Raw genomic sequence first — 18897 nt, 5'->3', positions numbered from 1 at the left:
CCGGGTGTCCGGGTTCCCCCCCGGCCGGCACCCGGGGGGTGGGGTCGGGGGGGGGGGCGGGGCCCCCCCCGGCGCCCCCCCCCGCCACCGGGCCCGCGCTCGCCCCACCGGGCGGCGCGCGGCCACAAGGAACGAACCAACGATCACCCCAGTGAGGAGGAGGTGACCCATGGCCAGCCAGGACTGGATGACCAAGGACTTCTACGCGGTCCTCGGCGTCGCCAAGGACGCCGACTCCGCGACCATCAAGAAGGCGTACCGCAAGCTCGCCAAGCAGTACCACCCCGATCGCAACCCCGACGACGCCGTCGCCGCCGAGCGCTTCAAGGAGGTCGGTGAGGCCTACGCGGTCCTGTCCGACGCCAAGGAGCGCGAGCAGTACGACGCCATTCGCAACATGACCGGCGGCGGTGCCCGGTTCACCGCCGGGGGCGCCGGCGGCGGGGGAGGCTTCGAGGACATCCTGTCCTCCATGTTCGGCGGGGGCGGCAACGTCCGCTTCTCCACCGGCGGCGCGGGCGGCGGCGCCGAGCCCGACCTCGATGAGCTCTTGCGCATGTTCGGCGGCACGCCCAGCCCCACCCGGAGGAACGGCCGCCCCGGCGCCTTCAACTTCGGGGGATTCGGGGGCTTCGGCGGCGCGCCGGAGGCCACCAAGGGCCCCGACGTCATCACCAGCGCGACGCTGTCCCTGCGCGACGCCGTGGCCGGCACCACCGTCGAGCTCACCGCTGACAAGCGCACCATGACCGTGCGCATCCCCGCCGGCGTCCACGACGGGCAGAGGATCCGCCTGGCCGGCAAGGGCCGCCCCGGCAACCACGGAGGCCCCAATGGGGACATGATCGTCACGATCTCCGTGGCCAAGCACCCCGTCTACTCCATCGACGGCGCCAACCTGCGCATGAGCCTGCCCGTCTCGCTGGCCGAGGCCGCGCTCGGCGCCGACGTCGAGGTCCCGCTCCTGGACGGGGGCGCCAAGAAGGTCCGCATCAAGCCGGGGACCCCCTCGGGGACAGTCATGCGGATCCCCGGCGCGGGCATCGCCACCGCCAAGCGCACGGGCGACCTGCTCGTCACCGTCGAGGTGGCCGTGCCTAAGAAGCTCTCGAAGGCCGCCAAGAAGGCCCTCGAGGACTTCGACGCGGCCATGGGCGGCACTGACCCGCGCGCCACGCTGAGGGAGGAGGCCGCGCGATGAGCGCTCGGCGAGCCTCGCGCGTCACCGGGCAGGGCCTCGGCTTCCTCGCCGACGACGCGGCCGACCGCGCCGTCTACGTCATCTCCGTGGCCGCCGAGCTCGCCGGCATGCACCCCCAGACCCTGCGCCAGTACGACCGCCTCGGCCTCGTGCGCCCCGCCCGGACGCCCGGGCGGGGGAGGCGCTACTCCCACCGCGACGTCGAGCAGCTGCGCCGCATCCAGGCGCTGAGCCAGGAGGGCGTCAACCTGGAGGGCATCGCCCGAATCCTCGCCCTTGAGGCCCGTCTGGAGGACCTGGAGGACGAGAACCGCCTGCTGCGGCTGCGCCATGCGGCGGTCCAGCGGATCTTCGCCGCAGCCGCCGACGGCGAGGTCCAGGTCCTCGCCGCCGGCCGCCGGTTCCCGGGGGCCACGGGCCGCCCCGGCACGCAGGCCTGAGCCGCTCAGCGCTGCGGCTCGGCCCGCGCCTCCTCGCCGGGAATCTCCAGAATGGCCGTCATCCCACCCGTGGGGTTCGCGCTCAGGCTCAACTGGCCGCCGTGGGCGGTGGCCAGCGCGGTGACGATGGCCAGCCCCAGGCCGTGCCCCGAGCCCCGGGTGCGGCCCCGGCCCTCGCCGCGCACGAAGGGCTCGCGCAGAGACTCGACGCTCTGGGGCGGTACCTGGGCCCCGTCGTTGCGGATCGTCAGCCGCACGCCGTCGGCCAGGTGCGCCATCCCCACCGTGATGCGCCCGCCGTCGTTGTTGTAACGCACGGCGTTGCGCAGCAGGTTGGTCACCCCCTGGCGCAGCAGCACCGGGTCGCCGGGGACCCGGGCGGGCAGCAGGTGGGTGGACAGCCTCAGCCCGCGCTCGGCGATCTGCGGGGCGAGGAGCCCCAGGGCGTCGCGGACCGTCGCCTCCATGTCCACGTCCTCGCGGGCGAGCCTGCCCGACTGGGCGTCCGCCAGGTCCAGCAGGGCGTCGATCGTCTCCCGGTGAGAGCAGTTGGCCTCCAGCACGCGGCCCAGGACCCGGCGCAGGTCCTCGGCTGAGGCGCTCGGGTCGGACAACGCCACCTCGATCATGGTCTGAGTCGTCGCCAGGGGCGTGCGCAGCTCGTGCGAGGCGTTGGCGGCGAAGCGCCGCTGCGCGGAGAAGGACCGCTCCAGGGAGGTCAGCATGTGGTCGAAGGTGTCCGCCAGGTCGTGAATCTCGTCATGCGGCCCGACCAGGGCCAGGCGCTGGCTGAGGTCTCCCGAGGCGGCGAGATTGGCGGCCGTGTTCATCGACGACAGCGGCCGCAGCATCCGCCCCGCCAGGACCCAGCCCACGGTTCCCGAGAGCACCACGAGCAGCGCCAGCACGCCGACGGCCGAATGCATGATGCTGCTGAGCAGCTCGAAGAGGTTCGTGTCGACCTGGGGGGCCGCGGTGGTCTGCGCGGCCGGGGGGACGGTGCCGTCCTTCGTGGGCGCGTTGATATTGATCTGGAGCGCGACGTATCGGGTGTAGATGTAGACGACGGCGATAAGCGCCGCGCCGGCCGCCATCACCAGGCCGGAGTAGGTCAGCGTCAGGCGGGTGCGGATGCTCAGCCGCTTGGGGCGACGCGAGCGCTTCCTCCCGCCCGGGGCCGCGGTGGCCCGCTCGGCCGCGCGCCGTCCGTCGCCGGCCACCACCTCCCGTCTAATCATGCGCTGAACCTGTAGCCCGCGCCGGGCACCGTCTGGATGACCCACGGCTTACCGAGCTTGCGGCGCAGGTGGGAGATCGTCACCCGGGTGGAGTTGGTGAAGGGGTCGGCGTTGGCGTCCCACGCCTTCTCCAGAAGCGTCTCGGCGCTGAGGACCCCGCCGTCGGCCTCCATGAGGACCTGGAGGACCGCGAACTCCTTGGGGCTCAGGCGGATGAAGTGCCCCTCCCGGGTGACCTCCCGGCGGAAGGGGTCCAGACGCACCCCGTGCGCCTCGATGATCGGGGTGCGCGCGGGGTGGATGCGCCGCCCCAGGGCCCGCAGCCGCGCCACCAGCTCGGGGAACTCGAAGGGCTTGGTGAGGTAGTCGTCCGCGCCCAACTCGAAGCCGCCCACGCGCGCGTCCAGGGTCCGGGACGCGGTGAGCAGGAGGATGCGGACCTCGGGGTGCTCATTGACCACCCGTCGGCAGACCTCGTCGCCGTGGATGATAGGAAGATCACGATCCAGGACGATGATGTCGTAGTCGTTGGTCGCCACCCGCTCCAGGGCGCTGGCCCCGTCGCCGACGACGTCCACCGCCATCGCCTCACGCCGCAGCCCGGTGGCAATGGCCTCGGCGAGGTACTCCTCATCCTCCACGACGAGCACACGCATTGTCCTGTCTCCTTCGCTGTGGGCTCGGTCGATCTCCCGTCGCAGGGCCTGGCCCGGGGCCCCGGCTGAGGTTATGCCCCTTTGTCTACCCGCTCGCGGCCCGCATTGTCGCCCTGCCCCTGGGGTGACACCGCGTGTTGCGGCGGCGTAAGCGAATCCTTGAACGCCCCGACAACGCCGTCACCGGTTGGCTGCGTCTTGATCGAAGGGGCATCCCCCTGACGCGGCCGAAAGGACCCTTTCCCATGAAGATGAGCCTCAACGCCCGGGGCATCACCTTGGGCCGCGTGATCGTCATCGGCGCTTCGGCCGGGGCGCACCCGGCCGTTCGAGCCTCCCGCACTCCTCCGACCGCTGTGCTCAACGCGCGGTAGGGGGGAGCCGGGAAACCCGAGGGGAGGCGATAGAGACGTCCCGGCGAAACCACTGTGAGCCTTCGCGCTGACGACGCCGGACTGCGGTGATGGGCGTCGTGGGCGCACGGGAGAGGGGCTCAGGTGGGCCGGGACCCCGCGAGGGCCCCGCACAACTCAGTGCGGGGCCCTCGTCCCCGGGGCCTTAGGCGCTGTGCGGAGCATCATGTCATGACCGCTTGAGGACCTTGTAGTCTGATGCGGTCACCCCAATCAAGGAGATCCCACAATGTCTCAGCCGATGACACCCGGCCAGCCCTACCAGCCGCAGTCCGCGCCTTCCGCGCCCGGCGTCCCCGGTGGGTACCAGGCCCAGTACCAGCAGCCCCAGCCGGCGCAGTACGTCCCTGGCCAGCAGATGCCCGGCCAGCCCGTCCCGGCCAAGCCTGCGGGCAGTTCGATGCTCAGCGCCCTTCTCGACGGCACCACCGACTTCAGCGCCAGGCACAGCAAGCAGATCATGCAGTTCGCGGTGATCGGCGTGATCGTGGCCTGGGCCCTGTGGTTCCTCACCGGCATCATCGACGCCGCCACCGGCGTCGAGTTCGGCTCCGCCTACTCCAAGGCCAAGCTGATCACCGTGTCCTGGTGGGACGCCATCCTCGTGCGCGGCATCGGCGGGGCGGGCCTGTCCCTGGTCTCCCTGCTGACCCTGCGCCTCCTGCTCGACATCGCTCGCAACGGCGCCCGGCGCTGAGCCGCCGCGCCGTGACTGCCCGCTCCGAGGACGGAGGCGCTCCTCCTGCCTCGTCGTGCGCGGCGCGCTGATCGTGAGGGCTGTCGCCTCCCGCATCGCGCGGGGGGCGACAGCCTTCGGTCATCCTCGCGGCGGACCGTCCCCCAGCAGCGTCATTCATCGCGATGACGCCCGATCCCCCGTCCTGGGAGAGAATCCCGTCATGTTCCCTGCCCCCAACACCGCTACCCGAGGAGGACGGTCGTGACCAACCGCGCCCCCAGCGCCGCCCGCCTTCTGTCCCGATACCTGTTCGCCGCGGGACTCGTTTGCCTCCTCTACACCTTCCTCGGCACGGCGCCCGGGATCGGCAGAGCCCTTGGCGGCCTCATCAACTGGCTTATCCCCGTTCCCAACGTCGACTGGCTCTCAGGCGTCATCCTCCTGCTCCTGGCCTCCGGCATCGCCAGGCGCAAGCGCGCGGCGTGGATCATCATGGTCATCGGCGTGGTATTCAGCCTGCTGGTCTTCACCAGCCTGCTCGCCTCCTTCCACCTGGCCCCGCCCAATGTCGTCTTCACTGAGGAGACCCTATGGGCCCTGGCCATCAACCTGCTCATCCTCATCGCTCTGCTCATCGTCCTGGTGAGCCACCGACGGGATTTCACGGTGCGCTCACCGCGCGGCAACGCTGGGCGGGTCCTCCTCGTCCTCATCGTGAGCATCGCGATCGTCCTCCAGGTGGGGATTCTGGGCGCCTTCTTCTACACGGGGATCGGCATCAACCAGGTCAAGGGATTCCTCCTCGAGCTCGTCAGCGATCCCGATACCCCCTCACCGGTGCCCGAGTTGCTCTTCGCGCTCGTCGGCCTGGGCCTCGCCCTCAGCTTCCTGATGGCCTTCGCTGTCATGCTGCGATCCCAGCGCAGCGAGGCGCGCCTGAGCGTCGACGAGGAGACCCGCGTGCGCGAGCTCCTGGCCGCCAGCCCGAACGACTCCCTCGGCTACTTCGCCACCCGGCGGGACAAGTCCGCGTTCCTCACCGAGCACGGCGGCGTCGTCTACCGGGTGGGCCTGGGCGTTGCCCTCGCCTCCGGCGACCCACTGGGCGATCCCGCCGGCTGGCCGGCCTCCGCCCTGGCCTTCAAGCGCCATGCCGAGTCCTACGGCTGGGTGCCCGCCGTCATCGGGGCCTCCGAGGCCGGCGCCCGGGCCTACGCCGAGGCCGGCCTGCGCGCCCTGCGCCTGGGCGACGAGGCCATCCTGTCCACCGCCTCCTTCGGCATCAACAACCTTCCCGAGGTGCGCCGCGCCGTCCTGAAACTCACCGAACTCGGCTACACCACCCGCATCCGGCGCCACGCCTCGATCCCCACCGCGGAGTTGGAGCAGCTGTCCCGCCTAGCCGGTCGTTGGCTCGACGGCGAGCCCGAGCGCGGCTTCTCCATGGCGCTGGGCCGCTTCGCCGATCCCTCCGACGGCGAGTGCATCATGGTGGAGGCCCTCTTCCCCGAGGGCGATGAGCGCGGGAAGATCGCCGGACTGCTCTCCTTCGCCCCCTGGGGCGCCGACGGCGTCAGCCTCGACGTCATGCGGCGCCATCCCCAGGTGGACAACGGCGTCACCGAGTTCATGGTCGCCGCGCTTATGAACGACGGCCGCGAGCTCGGCATCCACCGCGTCTCCCTCAACTTCGCCGTCTTCCGCTCGGCTTTCACCGAGGGCTCCCGGATCGGCGCCGGACCCATCCAGCGGCTGTGGCGGCGCGTCCTCCTGCTCGCCTCGCACTGGTGGCAGCTTGAGGCCCTCTACCGCTCCAATGCCAAGTACGACCCGGAATGGGTGCCGCGCCTCATCTGCTACCCCGACCCGAGCGACTTCACCCGGGTCGCCGCGGCCATGGGTGTCGCGGAGGGCTTCGTCAACGCGCCCCGATGGCTCTGCCCCATCCCGGACCAGGACCAGCGCAGCGCTCAGGAGTCCGCCGCGCTCCTGGCCGTCACCGCCGGATCGACGATCGCCCGCCCGGAGCCCAAGCGCTCCGACCAGCTCATCGCCCGCGCCGCCACCCGCGAGGCCATGATCGCCGATGGCATCGATCCCTACCCCGCGTCGGTGATGGTTGACGCCACCTGTGCCACCGCTGAGGGCGCCTGCTCCGTGGCCGGGCGCGTGCTGACGATCCGCGATCACGGCGGCGTCATCTTTGCCACGCTGCGCGACGCCAGCGGTGATCTCCAGATCATCCTCGAGGCCGGGCGCGCCGGGGCCGAGTCCCTCGCCTCCTTCCGGCGCCTGGTGAGCAGCGGGGACCAGATCGCCGTCGTCGGCGAGATCGGAGACTCCCGCACGGGCACGCGCAGCCAGCTCGCCGACTCCTGGATGATGACCTCCAAGGCGCTGCGCCCCCTGCCGGACAAGCGCCACGGCATCCAGAACCCCGAGGCGCGAGTGCGCCTGCGCCACGTGGACCTCATCGTCAACCAGCGCCAGCGGGAGATGGTGCGCTCCCGCTCGGCCGCCATCCAGGCCGTGCGCTCCACCCTTCTGGGGCGCGACTACCTGGAGGTCGAGACCCCGATCCTCCAGCCCGTCCACGGCGGCGCCAACGCCCGGCCCTTCCGCACCCACATCAACGCCTACGACCTCAACCTCTACCTGCGCATCGCCCCTGAGCTCTACCTCAAGAGGCTCATGGTGGGCGGCCTGGAGCGGGTCTTCGAGATCGGGCGCAACTTCCGCAATGAGGGCGCCGACGCCACCCACAACCCCGAGTTCACGATGCTCGAGGCCTATCAGGCGCACGCCGACTACAACGTCATGAAGGATGTCATGCGGGACATGGTCATTGCGGCCTCCCGGGCCGCGACCGGCTCGACGATCGTGCGGGGGAGCGTGGGCGGCGTCGAGCACGAGATCGACCTCGCCGCGCCCTGGCGCACTGTGACGATCGCCGAGGCCGTCTCCGCGGCTCTCGGCGAGGAGATCGGCACCGACACCCCGGTGGCCGCGCTGCGCCGCCACGCGGAGAGCATCGACATGCCCTACGACCCCAAGTGGGGGTGGGGGACGATGATGCAGGAGCTCTACGAGCACCTGGCTGAGGGCACGACGGTGGAGCCGACCTTCTTCGCCGACTTCCCGGCTGACACTTCACCGCTGACCCGCCAGCATCGGCGCGACGCCCGCCTGGCCGAGCGCTGGGACCTCATCATCTTCGGCTCGGAGGTCGGCACCGCCTACTCCGAGCTCGTCGACCCCGTCATCCAGCGGGAGCGGCTCACCGCCCAGTCCCTGGCCGCCGCAGGAGGGGACCTGGAGGCCATGGAGCTCGATGAGGCCTTCCTCGCCGCGCTGGAGCAGGGCATGCCGCCCTCGGGCGGCCTGGGCATGGGCCTGGACCGCCTCGTCATGATGCTCACCGGCGCCTCCATCCGCGAGACCATCGCCTTCCCGCTGGTGAGGCCGGGCCGGTGAGGCGCTGGTTCCTGGCGGTCGGATCCGTCGTCCTCTACAACAGTTGGCTCGCCTGGCCCCTCAACGGCCGCCCTGACGCCCTCCTGGGGTACGTCTCCGAGCTCGCCGCCGATGACCAGCCCTTCGCCTGGTTCTTCCGCGCCGCCGACATCGCCGCCGCCGTCGTCTTTGCGATCACCGGCCTCCTGGGCAGGCGGGGCTGGCAGGCCTGGCTCGGCGCCCGCTGGAGCCGTCGTCTCGGCTTCTCCCTGCTGGTGGTGGCCGTGGGCACGGCCCTTGACATCATCTTCAACCTGCCCTGCGCTGAGAGCTGGGACGACGCCTGCGCCGCCATGCCGAGCATTGAGCGGCACCTGCATGAGGCGGCCTCCGCCATCACCTCGACGGCGGAGGTCGCCATGATCGCCATCGTCGCCCTGGCGCTCGCGGCCCGCGATGGGTGGACCCTGCGGGCACGACAGGCGGCTTGGCTGGCCGGGCTGGTGACAGTGCTGCTGCTCATCAGCGCGGCGGCGCCTTACGCCCTCCCCGGCGCGCAGGGCCCCATCCAGGTCGTGCAGATCCTCTTATGCTCGCTTTGGATCGCCTACTTGGCGTGGCGGCTACCTCAGGAGCAGCATGACTGACGCGCAGGATCGGTGGGAGAGCCGGTTCGCCGAGCACACCGTCCACCGCCGCCCGGGCGAGGGGCCCACCGTGGTCCTGCTCAACGGGTGCGGGCTGGCCTCGGTGGCCTGGGACGCCGTCGTCGAGGCCCTGCCCGGGCGCGCCATCATCGCCGTCGACCGGCCCGGCCGCTGCGGCACCGTTAATGACGGCCTCCCCGATCTGCGCCAGGAGGCCGGGATCCTCGCCCGCATCATCGGCGACGACGCCCCGGCGATCGTGGTCGCCCACTCCATGGCCGCCTTCCAGGCCGAGGCGCTGGTCCGTCTCCACCCCCGCTCGGCGCGGGGGATCGTGCTCGCCGACCCGGCGGTCGAGGTGAGCGCCCGCTCCGGTTATCTGCGCCGCGCGGGGGCGGCGGGGATAGCCCGCGCGCTGGGCTCGGCGGTCCGGGTCGAGCCGGTGCGGCGCCTCGCGGCGGCCGCGGTCCGCTACGGGATGCGTCATGAGACCTCCCATCCCGAGGTCCTCGACGACGAGTTGTGGCGCGCCTGCCATGACTCCCCTGAGGCGCTGGCGGCCTCGGCTGCCGAGTTCGTCTCCTACGGCGGCCAGGCCGCGGACTTGGCCGCGTTGCGAGCCGAGCAGGCGGCGCCCGCGGCGGTGCCCGCGATCCTCCTGGACGGCAAGCCCTTCCACTCCGCCAGTCAGGAGGAGGCCCTCGCCTCCGCCTTCTCCCATCTGGAGATCCGGCGGCTACCGGGCTCGTGCCACCTCATGATGCTCGACGCTCCCGGGGAGATCGCCCGCGCCGTCGACGACCTCAGCCAGGCCACCGCGTCGTGACGCGGCGGCGCGGTGGGACGCGGCGCGAGGCGCCCGCGCCACCGTCCCCAACGCGCGTGGGGCCCCGCACGCGTGGTGCGGGGCCCCAGGTCGTGGCGGCCGCACGGCCGCGCTCGTCAGAACGAGCGCGTCACAGCACCGCCGCGCCGCGGGTCGTCACTCGTTGCCGATCTTGGAGTCGGCGGCCTCGACGGCGGAGTCGATCTTCTCGTCGAACTTGCCGCCGGTGACCTTCTTGGCGGCGCCAGCGGCGGCGCCAAGGACCTTGTCGCTGACGGCCTCGGCCTTGTCGCTCTTGAGGGCGTCGCCGGCCTTGTGGGCGAGGTCGCCCGCCTTGCCAGCGAGGTCGCCGGCCTTGTCCTTGAGGTCATCGATTCCCATGATGTGCTCCCTTCCTCGGGGGACGCAGCGCCGGGCGGCGCGGCGTCTGACCTGATGGAATCAGACACAGTCCCATCGGGCAAGCCGACGAGTTCCTCGCCCTGTCACGGGAAGCGCGAGGAGGTGGCTGGGCCCGACCGGTGCCGCGGCTCGCCCAGGGCGCTCGGAATCACCCGGGATCACCACTGCCAGGTGGGCCGCGGCGCCTCCCCGGCGGCGACGGCCAGGCGCAGGGCCCCACGGACGGCGCGGGGGAGCAGTGAGTGGACGAGCCGGTAGGAGTCCTCGACGAGCTCGTGGGCGGTGGTGGCGTCGTATCCCGGCGCGGTGAGGTCGATGCTCACCCAGTGCTTCTTCGCCTGGTGGAATCCGGGCTCCGTCCAGGGGATCGAGCGGCGCACAGCGACGGCGTCCTCCGGATCGAGCTTGACGTTGACGATGAGCCGGCCGTCGGTGTGGGTCAGGAGCAGAGCGAAGAGCCGAGGCCCGATGCTCGCCACGCTCGTGTTCCACTCGGGCTTGTGCCCCACCCATGCCCCGGGGAGCGTGGCGGCGTAGTCGAGCAGCTCCGAGGCCCGGTCGAGGGCCGGTTCGGCGGATGTCATGGCAGAAGGCTACGTCTCTGGCGCAGGCGCTCACCGGTGCGATGCGCCCCCACTGGTGCGCTGCGCTCCGAGTGGTGCGGGCAGGACGCGCCTGTCGGAGCGAAACGCGCCAGTCGATGAGCGCCGGGCGCGAGCGCTCAGCGGATCGAGGCGATGACGCTCTGAGTCAACTCCTTGCTCTGCGCCTCTGTGAAGGCCACGGTTGTGAGCGTCGCGTACCCTCCTGAGCTGGTCTTGGGCGTGATGAGGGCGCCGTAAATGGTGATCCCATCCTGATTGACCGTGAAATACGCCATGGCGCCATCGCCGTTGGGGGTCGTGAACTTCTCGTATGAGGAGAAGGTCGTGCCCGGCTGCTGGGAGAGGGCCGCCTTGAGCAGGTCCTCGCTCAGGGCGCTGCTCAACGACTCGACGTCTTTGTGGAGCTGCACCTGCTTGAGCCCCGAACCGCTGTAGGCGTAGGCGTCAAGGTCGGAGGTGATGTCGGCAGTGAGAATGCCGCCCGGGTCGGGGGCTCCGCCAACCCCGGTGGTCCAGTTCTTGGGGACCGAGAAGGTCACGCCCGTGGCCGGGCCGGTGACCTCCTGTGAGCCCGCCGCCGCACCCGGGGTCGCTGACGGCGCTGGCGACTCCGAGGGGCGCTTGGCGCGGGTGGCCGTGTCGGCGGACTCGGGGTGGGCGCTCGTTCCCTGGGCGGTTGCGGTGGCGTTGGCGGCGTCGTCGTCGCCGCGCAGGAGGAGGAAGGCGCCGACGCTGCTGGCGATGAGGCCGATGACGACGGCGCTGACGATGCCCACAATGAGCCCGGTGCTCTTCTGGGGCTGGTGGGGGCCCTGGCTGGGGCCGCCATAGCCGAAGGCGGGGTCGACGGGCTGGAAGGGGCCTTGGGCTCCCGTCTGGGCCCCGATGTGGGAGGAGGGGGTGAGCCCGGGCTGGTAGCCGGAGCCGTAGCCCGCCTGGGGATGGCCCGGGTGGGTCTGGCCGTGCCATGGGTAGGCCTGGGTGGGCTGCTGCGAGGCGGGCGAGGCGGGCTGGCCGGGGTGTTGCCCCGGATACTGACCGGGGTATTGCCCATTCGGAGGGTACTGGGACATGTGTTGATCCTAGGGGGTTCGGGGGACTAAGAGCGGCGCCGAAGGCCGCCTGAGGCTGGGGGCGCTGGCGGGGTGGTGGTGTCGAGGGGATGATCCGCCCCGGCGAGCCGAAGGGGCGCGCCGGGGCGGGTCTCCTCAGCGGGAGAAGGGATCAAGGATGGGGCGTCACTTGACGCTGCTGGTCACCTGGGTGACGAGCTCGTTGACCGTGGAGGCCTCGGTGGCGTTGATGGTGATGACCGCGTAGTCGCCGTCGGAGGCGGGGGCGAAGACGACGGCCCCGTAGGCCGTGCCATCCTTCACCGTGACGCCGTAGTGGACCACGGTGGCCTCACCATTGGTGGTGCTGACCTTCTCGTACTTCGTCATACTGCTCGCGCCGGTTACCTTGGCGAATTGAGCCGCGCTCATCTCGTCCGCTGGCACCTGTGACCCGGGGAGGGTCTGACGGGCGACGAGGATGCTGTCGGTAAAGGGGGTGCTGCCGATCTCCTTGACCTCTGTGCTCGAGACAAGCAGGTCAACCTGCTTCAAGTTGGCCTTGTAGATTGCCGGGTCCTGGCCAACCGCCTTCGCGGCCGCGCTCAGGGTGTTCTCATCCAGGTTGGACGGGTCGGAGAGGACCATCCAGTTACTGGGGGCGAGGAAGGTGACGCCGGCGGTTGAGGCGGTCACCTCCTGGCCGTCGGCCGAGGCGGCCGGGGCGGCCGAACTGGAGCCGGCCATCGCGTCGGCTGAAGCCATCGCGGTGGCGGTCGTGGCAGTTGCGGAACTGGTGGGGCTGGCGTCCTCGGACTTGTCGGAGGAGCATGCCGCGAGCGGGAGCGTCAGTGCGAGCGCCGCGACGGTGGCCAGGGGACGGGTCATCTTCATGAAGATCTCCTCAGGGTAACGACGTGCGGTCACCTTATCCCGGGCCGCGCTGTTCCCGTCCCGCCGTCTTGAGGCGCGGACCTGGGAAGATCTCCCCATCGAGGAAGAGGCGCCCCGGCGCGCGCGAAAGTTGAGTGGAATAGACTCAACTCGTCGGCGGTTGAGGTGCTCGGAGGGAGCGGCCCGCGTCACGGCCCCTCCCGGGCCCCTCCCGCCCGGACTCGCCCACCAGGCATGAAACCCCAAGGAGAACCGCATGGACACCAACTACACCACTCGCTCCCAGGAGGCGATCTCCGGGGCGATGCAGGCGGCGGCCGCCGCCGGCAACCCCCAGGTGGACACGGCCCACCTGCTCGCCGAACTCCTTGGCTCCGAGGACTCCACGGCTCTGGCCCTGCTCACCGCCGTCGACTCGGACCCTGCCCGGCGACAGCGCATTGGCGCGGCCTGCCGCCGCGTCCTCACCTCCCTGCCCGCCTCCTCGGGCTCGACCGTCTCCCAGCCCCAGCCCTCGAGGGCGCTCCTCGCCGCCCTTGAGACCGCCGCTGGCGAGGCCAAGACCGCCGGGGACGATTACATCTCCGCCGAGATGCTCCTCATCGGATTGGCGGCGGGCGCCTCCGGCGACCCCGTCGCCTCGCTCCTGCGCGCCGAGGGCGCCACGCCCGACGCCCTGCGCGCCGCCCTGCCCGCCCTGCGCGGCGGCGCCCGCGTCACCTCCCCCAATCCCGAGGGCACCTACAAGACGCTGGAGAAATACGGCTCCGACCTGACCGAGGCCGCCCGCGAGGGCAAGCTCGACCCCGTCATCGGCCGTGACGCCGAGATCCGCCGCCTCGTGCAGGTCCTGTCCCGGCGCACCAAGAACAACCCGGTCCTCATCGGCGAGCCCGGCGTGGGCAAGACCGCCGTCGTCGAGGGCCTCGCCCAGCGCATCGTCGCCGGCGACGTCCCCGACTCACTGCGCGGCAAGCGCCTCATCTCCCTCGACCTGGCCGGCATGGTCGCCGGCGCCAAGTACCGCGGCGAGTTCGAGGAGCGCCTCAAGGCTGTCCTGGCCGAGATCAAGGACTCCGACGGCGAGGTCGTCACCTTCATCGATGAGCTGCACACTGTCGTGGGAGCGGGCTCGGGCGCTGATTCCTCCATGGACGCCGGAAACATGCTCAAGCCCATGCTCGCCCGCGGTGAGCTTCGGCTCGTCGGCGCCACCACCCTAGACGAGTACCGCGAGCGCATCGAGAAGGACCCCGCCCTTGAGCGCCGCTTCCAGCAGGTCCTCGTCGACGAGCCGAGCGTGGCCGACACCGTCGCGATCCTGCGCGGCATCGCCCCCAAGTACGAGGCCCATCACCAGGTGACGATCTCCGATGGCGCCCTCGTGGCCGCCGCCGCCCTGTCCGACCGCTACATCACCGGCCGCCAGCTGCCCGACAAGGCCATCGACCTCGTTGACGAGGCCGCCTCCCGCCTGCGCATGGAGCTCGACTCCAGTCCCGAGGAGATCGACGCCCTGCGCCGTCGTGTGGACCGCATGCGCATGGAGGAGTCCTACCTCGCCGAGTCTCTCGGGAACGCTGGCGGTGATGGCACTTCCACGGGCGGCGGCGCGGATTCCGTCGAGGCCGCCGCTGACCGTGAGCGCCTTGAGCGCCTGCGCGCCGAGCTTGCCGACGCCTCTGAGGAGCTCGCCGGGCTGACCGCCCGCTGGGAGGCCGAGAAGGCCGGCCACAACCGCATCGGCGAGCTGCGCGCCGCTCTCGACGAGTTGCGCACCAAGGCCGACCTCGCCGAGCGCGAGGGCCGTTTCGAGGAGGCCGGCCGCCTGCGCTACGGCGAGATGCCCTCCCTGGAGGAGCAGATCCGCCAGGCCGAGGCCGCCGAGCACGCCGTCGCCGGCCCTGACGGCGTCGCGCGAGACGCCACGGGGGCGGCTGAGCCGATGATCGCCGAGAAGGTCGGCGCCGCTGAGATCGCGGAGGTCGTGGGCTCCTGGACCGGCATCCCCGTGGGGCGCCTACTCCAAGGCGAGTCCGCCAAGCTCCTCCACATGGAGGGCATCATCGGGGAGAGGCTCATCGGCCAGAAGGCCGCCGTCGCGGCCGTGTGCGATGCCGTGCGGCGCTCGCGCGCCGGGGTATCCGACCCGGACCGCCCCACCGCCTCCTTCCTGTTCCTGGGCCCCACGGGGGTGGGGAAGACCGAGTTGGCGAAGTCTCTCGCAGACTTCCTCTTCGACGACGAGCGCGCCATCGTGCGCCTCGACATGTCCGAGTACTCCGAGAAGCACTCGGTGGCCCGGCTCGTCGGCGCCCCTCCCGGGTACGTCGGCTACGAGGAGGGCGGTCAGCTCACCGAGGCCGTGCGGCGCCGCCCCTACTCCGTGGTCCTGCTCGACGAGGTGGAGAAGGCCCATCCCGAGGTCTTCGACCTGCTCCTCCAGGTGCTCGATGACGGCCGCCTCACCGATGGGCAGGGGCGCACCGTGGACTTCCGCAACACGATCCTCGTGCTCACCTCCAACCTCGGCTCGCAGTTCCTCATCGATCCTCTGCTCAGCCCCGACGAGAAGCGCGACGAGGTGATGACGCGGGTCCGCGCCCACTTCAAGCCCGAGTTCCTCAACCGGCTCGACGACACCCTCGTCTTCGACCCGCTCACCAAGGAGGAGCTGGGCGGGATCGTGGACATCCAGCTCGCCCGGATGGGGGAGCGCCTGGCGGACCGGCGCCTCACGCTCACCGTCACCGACGCCGCCCGCCAGTGGCTGGCCGACGAGGGATATGACCCCGCCTTCGGGGCGCGGCCCCTGCGCCGCCTCGTTCAGCGGGAGATCGGAGACCGCCTGGCCAGGCTCATCCTGTCCGGTGAGGTGGCTGACGGGCAGGAGGTCGTCGTCGATCTCAGTCTTGACGGCCCGGCCGCCGGCCTGGCCCTGCGCGCCGTGGGCGAGGGGCGCGCGCCAAGCGCGTCAAGCGCCCCAGCGGGGCCGCTCGCATAAGAGCGACACATCACGAGGGCGCGCCCGGGTAGGAAAAACTCGGGCGCGCCCTCGCGCATAGCGCTCGTGGCGCCTCCCCTCGGCCCTGAGAGGAGAGCGGGTGAACGGACACCGGATACCTGTAGGGGTATGGGTGGCGGGCGATCCTGAACGTCAGCCATGTATGTCAGACGACCGTAAGGATGGTGGCATCCCACTAAATTCGGGATTCATATCAGGATGTTATTTTTCCGTAATTATTGACGCAAGAGGCGGTCCTGAAGAACGCGAGCGTCATATGCCCGATTTCACATGCATCGTCCGTGAGGGATGAAAAGGGGGCCCCGCACCTCAGCACGGTGCGGGGCCCCGGTCGGGTACGGGGGCGCGGTCCCTGAATCGCGCGAGTCCCGAACGCCGCGGCATGTCATCGGAGTCCCTGATCTCCTCGTGCCGGGGCGTTTCCCGACGGCGTCATCATATGCGACCCGATCGCCGCGAAGCACATTCGCGTCTCAGAAGCTGGCGCGGAATGGGATCGCGCCGAGCCTCAGTCCGTTCAAAACGGCGGAGAATCGCCAGATCGGGGCCCTGACGCCCATGGGATCACATTTCCGTAACGAGACGTCCGAGCTCGTGGATCCGGTCGGTGAATATGCCTGAGGCGCCCCATGAGAAGAGCTCCTCAGCGCGCTCGGGCGAATTGACCGTCCAGACATTGACCCCGTAGCCCAGGGCGCGGATCTCCTCGACCAGTGCCCTCTCCAGGCCCTCGTCCGCGGGGTTGACCGCCTCAACCCCCAGCATCTCCGCCCGGCTGCGCCAGTCCCCGACCGGCATCCCGGCCTCCATCAGGAGCGCGAGCCGAGTGGCGGGGCGGCGCCGGGCCATCCGCTCCAGGAGCAGCGGGTTGAAGGAAGAGACCACCACCTGGCTGCTCGGCGCGCAGGAGGCCAATCGGTCCAGATGCTCCGCGACGGCGTCGACGAGATCCGCGCAGGCTCGCGCGCCCGCCTCGCAGGGCTTGATCTCCACGTTGACGCTCAGGCCCTCAGCGGCGATCACCCCCAGCGCCTGCCCGAGCGTCGGCAGGGGCTCACCGGCGTACGGGCGCGAGCCATCCTCGGCGATGAACCACGCCCCGGCGTCGATGCCCTCCAGGTCCTCCCGGGACAGGGCGTAGTAGGGGCCCATGCGGTCGGTGGTGCGGTCCAGGGTCGAGTCGTGGATGACGATGGGCGTCCCATCGCCGATGACATCGACGTCGATCTCCACCCAGGAGGCCCCCGCCCGCGCCGCGCGACGGATCGAGGCGAGCGTGTTCTCCGGGGCGAGGGAGGGGGCGCCCCGATGGCCCAGCACGACCCGGGTGCCCGCCGGCACCGGCCGGGGGAGGGGGAGGGGCTCGTAGGGAGGGGCGGGGCTGGGGCGCTCAACGGCCGTCATCGCGCCCCCGGCGCTGATCCGGCGGGGACGCGGCGCCTAGCGGTGGCAGCGCGGTCAGCGCAGCCGGCACTGCCAGCGGGGGCGTTCCACCACTCCTCCCACAGGAGGGTGTGGGGCGTCACCGAAGCCAGGTCGGGCACGGCGATGAGCCCGGGATCGGCGGGGAACGACTTGGTCGCGCCGATCTGGACCACATGGATCCCATTGGCGCGGGCCGAGGCCGCGCCCGTCGCCGAGTCCTCCACGACGACGCACTCCGCGGGGGTCAGGCCGAGTCGCTCGACCGCCGTGGCGTAGGGGAGGGGGTCGGGCTTGGCGCCCGCGCCGTCGTCCCCCGTGACGGTCACGGCGAACACGTCCCCGAGGGCGCGCGCCACGCTCTCGACGATCCGGCGGGGGGAGGCGGACACGATCGCCTGCGCAACCCCGATCTGCGCCAGGGCCGAGGTGATCCGCTCCGCCCCGGGGAGCAGGGGAGGGGCGGCCGCCACGCGCGCCTCGACGTCGTCGGCGATAGCGGCGAAGAGCGCCCCGGCGGCGGGGTCTGTCCAGTCGGGGACGGCTCCCGTCTCCGCCATGAGTCGCCGCACCGTCTCGATGGAGGCTCCGGTGAGGCGCTCCACGATCCTCGGGGTGGGGGTGCCCCCGGCCGCGCGGGTGCGGGCGACGAAGGCCTCATCCCAGAACGGTTGGGAGTTCATGAGAGTGCCATCCATGTCCCACAGGACCGCCCGGATCGTGAAGCCTGGACGGGAGGGAGCAACTGTGATCGCCATCCCGCGAGCGTAGCGCGCGGCGCGCGCCCATGGGGCTTTCCTATGGCATCGTGGGGATGGCAGCATCGATCCGGGAGGAGGCCCGCCCGTGAGCCGCATTGAGCGCCGGGCGACGATGGCGGATATCGCGAGCGCCGCCGGGGTGTCGCGGACCACCGTCTCCTTCGTCCTCAACGACCGCCCGGACTCGCGCATCCCCCAGGCCACGCGGGCGAGGGTCCTCCAGGCCGCGAAGGACCTCGACTACCGGCCGCAGGGCACGGCGCGCCTCGTCCAGGCCCGTTCCCGCAGCGCCCTGGGCGTGGTCACCGACATCCTCACCGGACCCCAGGCCTCCTCCATGATCCGCGGCATGCAGGACGCCGCCTTGCGCGAGGGCATGCCCTTGCTCCTCATCCCCACCACGGGGCGCGCGGAGGACGACCGCCGCGCCGTCGCCTCGCTCCTGGAGCACCGGGTGGGCGCCGTCCTCCAGGCGCGCGCCAGCGGCGGCCAGGTCGCCGTGCCGGCCGAGGCCCGCGACATCCCCACGATCCTGGTCAACTGCCAGTCATCGGACGGCGGGCGTCCCAGCGTCCGCCCCGATGAGGAGCGCATCGCCCGTCTTGAGGCCGATGCGCTCCTGACCGGGGAGCACCGGGACATCGGCGTCATCGAGATCTCCGGGGCCGATGTCGGCAACCAGCCGCGGCGCGACGGCTACCGGGCCAGCTTCACGCGCGCCGGGATCGACTGGGATGGCGTTGCCACCGCCGTCGGGTACGGCACCATCCAGGGCGGCTACCGGGCCGCGGGCCAGCTCCTCGACGCCAACCCGTGGACGACCGCCCTCCTGTGCGGCAACAACAGGATGGCGATCGGCGCCTACGACGCCGTGCGCGAGCGCGGCCTGCGCGTGCGCGACGACGTCGCCATCATCGGCATCGACGACGAGGACCTCGCCCCCGCCCAGCTCCGCCCCGGCCTGACCTGCGTGGCGCTTCCCTTCGAGGAGATGGGGAGGGTCGGCGTCGAGCGCCTGGCGGCCATGCTGAGGGGCGAGAGCGTGCCCGCCCAGACCCTGCTGCCAGGGCGGCTCGTGCGCCGCGCCTCCATCTGAGGCCCGGTCCGAGGGGGCGCGGGCCCGGCGGGCGGTGGACCGGGCCGGCCGGGTGGACCGGGGCGCTCGGGCGGGCCCGAGTCGGCG

Annotated in this window: 16 protein-coding genes; 8 read left to right on the top strand and 8 right to left on the bottom strand. The window is 71.4% G+C overall.

Features of this window, described 5'->3' with window-relative positions:
* The first annotated feature begins 169 nt into the window (after positions 1 to 169).
* A complete protein-coding gene (locus tag GVV76_RS00395; RefSeq protein ID WP_159522471.1) occupies positions 170 to 1201 on the top strand; it encodes a DnaJ C-terminal domain-containing protein in 1032 nt (343 codons plus the stop codon).
* Positions 1198 to 1641: a heat shock protein transcriptional repressor HspR gene (locus GVV76_RS00390; protein WP_159522473.1), complete on the top strand. Its 444-nt coding sequence runs from the start codon at positions 1198 to 1200 to the stop codon at positions 1639 to 1641. The genes GVV76_RS00395 and GVV76_RS00390 overlap by 4 nt, the downstream gene beginning before the upstream one ends.
* Positions 1642 to 1646: 5 nt before the next feature.
* Here the strand turns inward: GVV76_RS00390 and GVV76_RS00385 are convergent, their stop codons facing one another.
* The gene (locus tag GVV76_RS00385) at positions 1647 to 2879 is read right to left on the bottom strand and encodes a sensor histidine kinase (RefSeq protein ID WP_159624098.1); all 1233 of its coding nucleotides are present in this window, start codon (positions 2877 to 2879) and stop codon (positions 1647 to 1649) included.
* Entirely contained in the window at positions 2876 to 3535 is a 660-nt protein-coding gene (locus GVV76_RS00380; RefSeq protein WP_159522477.1) for a response regulator transcription factor, read from the bottom strand. The genes GVV76_RS00385 and GVV76_RS00380 overlap by 4 nt, the downstream gene beginning before the upstream one ends.
* Before the next feature lie 642 nt (positions 3536 to 4177).
* On the opposite strand from GVV76_RS00380, the gene GVV76_RS00375 reads away from it, so the two are divergent.
* The 4 genes from GVV76_RS00375 to GVV76_RS00360 all read left to right on the top strand — a co-directional run bounded on the left by GVV76_RS00375 (position 4178) and on the right by GVV76_RS00360 (position 9553).
* Positions 4178 to 4645, top strand: coding sequence for a hypothetical protein (locus GVV76_RS00375; RefSeq protein WP_159522479.1), 468 nt, complete (start codon positions 4178 to 4180; stop codon positions 4643 to 4645).
* Positions 4646 to 4888: 243 nt separating this feature from the next.
* Positions 4889 to 8101, top strand: a complete 3213-nt coding sequence (gene lysX / locus GVV76_RS00370) for a bifunctional lysylphosphatidylglycerol synthetase/lysine--tRNA ligase LysX (protein WP_159522481.1) — start codon at positions 4889 to 4891, stop codon at positions 8099 to 8101.
* Positions 8098 to 8727, top strand: coding sequence for a DUF998 domain-containing protein (locus tag GVV76_RS00365; protein ID WP_159624096.1), 630 nt, complete (start codon positions 8098 to 8100; stop codon positions 8725 to 8727). Before lysX ends, GVV76_RS00365 begins: the two co-directional genes overlap by 4 nt.
* Positions 8720 to 9553, top strand: coding sequence for an alpha/beta fold hydrolase (locus tag GVV76_RS00360; protein WP_159522485.1), 834 nt, complete (start codon positions 8720 to 8722; stop codon positions 9551 to 9553). The genes GVV76_RS00365 and GVV76_RS00360 overlap by 8 nt, the downstream gene beginning before the upstream one ends.
* 156 nt (positions 9554 to 9709) lie before the next feature.
* Here GVV76_RS00360 and GVV76_RS00355 read toward each other — a convergent pair whose 3' ends face one another.
* The 4 genes from GVV76_RS00355 to GVV76_RS00340 form a co-directional block, all read right to left on the bottom strand.
* Positions 9710 to 9934 carry an Rv0909 family putative TA system antitoxin gene (locus tag GVV76_RS00355; RefSeq protein WP_159522486.1) on the bottom strand — a complete coding sequence of 75 codons (225 nt, stop codon included), beginning with the start codon at positions 9932 to 9934 and terminating at the stop codon, positions 9710 to 9712.
* Positions 9935 to 10113: 179 nt separating this feature from the next.
* Positions 10114 to 10539, bottom strand: coding sequence for an MmcQ/YjbR family DNA-binding protein (locus tag GVV76_RS00350; RefSeq protein ID WP_159624094.1), 426 nt, complete (start codon positions 10537 to 10539; stop codon positions 10114 to 10116).
* A gap of 137 nt (positions 10540 to 10676) precedes the next feature.
* Positions 10677 to 11633 carry a hypothetical protein gene (locus GVV76_RS00345; protein ID WP_159624092.1) on the bottom strand — a complete coding sequence of 319 codons (957 nt, stop codon included), beginning with the start codon at positions 11631 to 11633 and terminating at the stop codon, positions 10677 to 10679.
* A gap of 165 nt (positions 11634 to 11798) precedes the next feature.
* Complete coding sequence (locus GVV76_RS00340) at positions 11799 to 12506, bottom strand: hypothetical protein (protein ID WP_159624090.1); 708 nt, start codon at positions 12504 to 12506, stop codon at positions 11799 to 11801.
* Between the two features lie 256 nt (positions 12507 to 12762).
* On the opposite strand from GVV76_RS00340, the gene GVV76_RS00335 reads away from it, so the two are divergent.
* Entirely contained in the window at positions 12763 to 15510 is a 2748-nt protein-coding gene (locus tag GVV76_RS00335) for an ATP-dependent Clp protease ATP-binding subunit (protein WP_159624088.1), read from the top strand.
* Between the two features lie 585 nt (positions 15511 to 16095).
* Here GVV76_RS00335 and GVV76_RS00330 read toward each other — a convergent pair.
* Positions 16096 to 16935 carry a glycerophosphodiester phosphodiesterase family protein gene (locus GVV76_RS00330; protein WP_201292162.1) on the bottom strand — a complete coding sequence of 280 codons (840 nt, stop codon included), beginning with the start codon at positions 16933 to 16935 and terminating at the stop codon, positions 16096 to 16098.
* Positions 16932 to 17711 carry an HAD family hydrolase gene (locus GVV76_RS00325; RefSeq protein WP_159624086.1) on the bottom strand — a complete coding sequence of 260 codons (780 nt, stop codon included), beginning with the start codon at positions 17709 to 17711 and terminating at the stop codon, positions 16932 to 16934. Before GVV76_RS00325 ends, GVV76_RS00330 begins: the two co-directional genes overlap by 4 nt.
* 88 nt (positions 17712 to 17799) lie before the next feature.
* On the opposite strand from GVV76_RS00325, the gene GVV76_RS00320 reads away from it, so the two are divergent.
* The gene (locus tag GVV76_RS00320) at positions 17800 to 18810 is read left to right on the top strand and encodes a LacI family DNA-binding transcriptional regulator (RefSeq protein WP_328703552.1); all 1011 of its coding nucleotides are present in this window, start codon (positions 17800 to 17802) and stop codon (positions 18808 to 18810) included.
* Positions 18811 to 18897 lie beyond the last annotated feature (87 nt).

It is taken from the genome of Actinomyces sp. zg296, assembly GCF_009829695.1.
In the GTDB taxonomy this organism is placed as follows: domain Bacteria; phylum Actinomycetota; class Actinomycetes; order Actinomycetales; family Actinomycetaceae; genus Actinomyces; species Actinomyces marmotae.
Note: the sequence above shows the minus strand (reverse complement) of the source record. Positions and strands in the feature narration are given on the sequence as shown.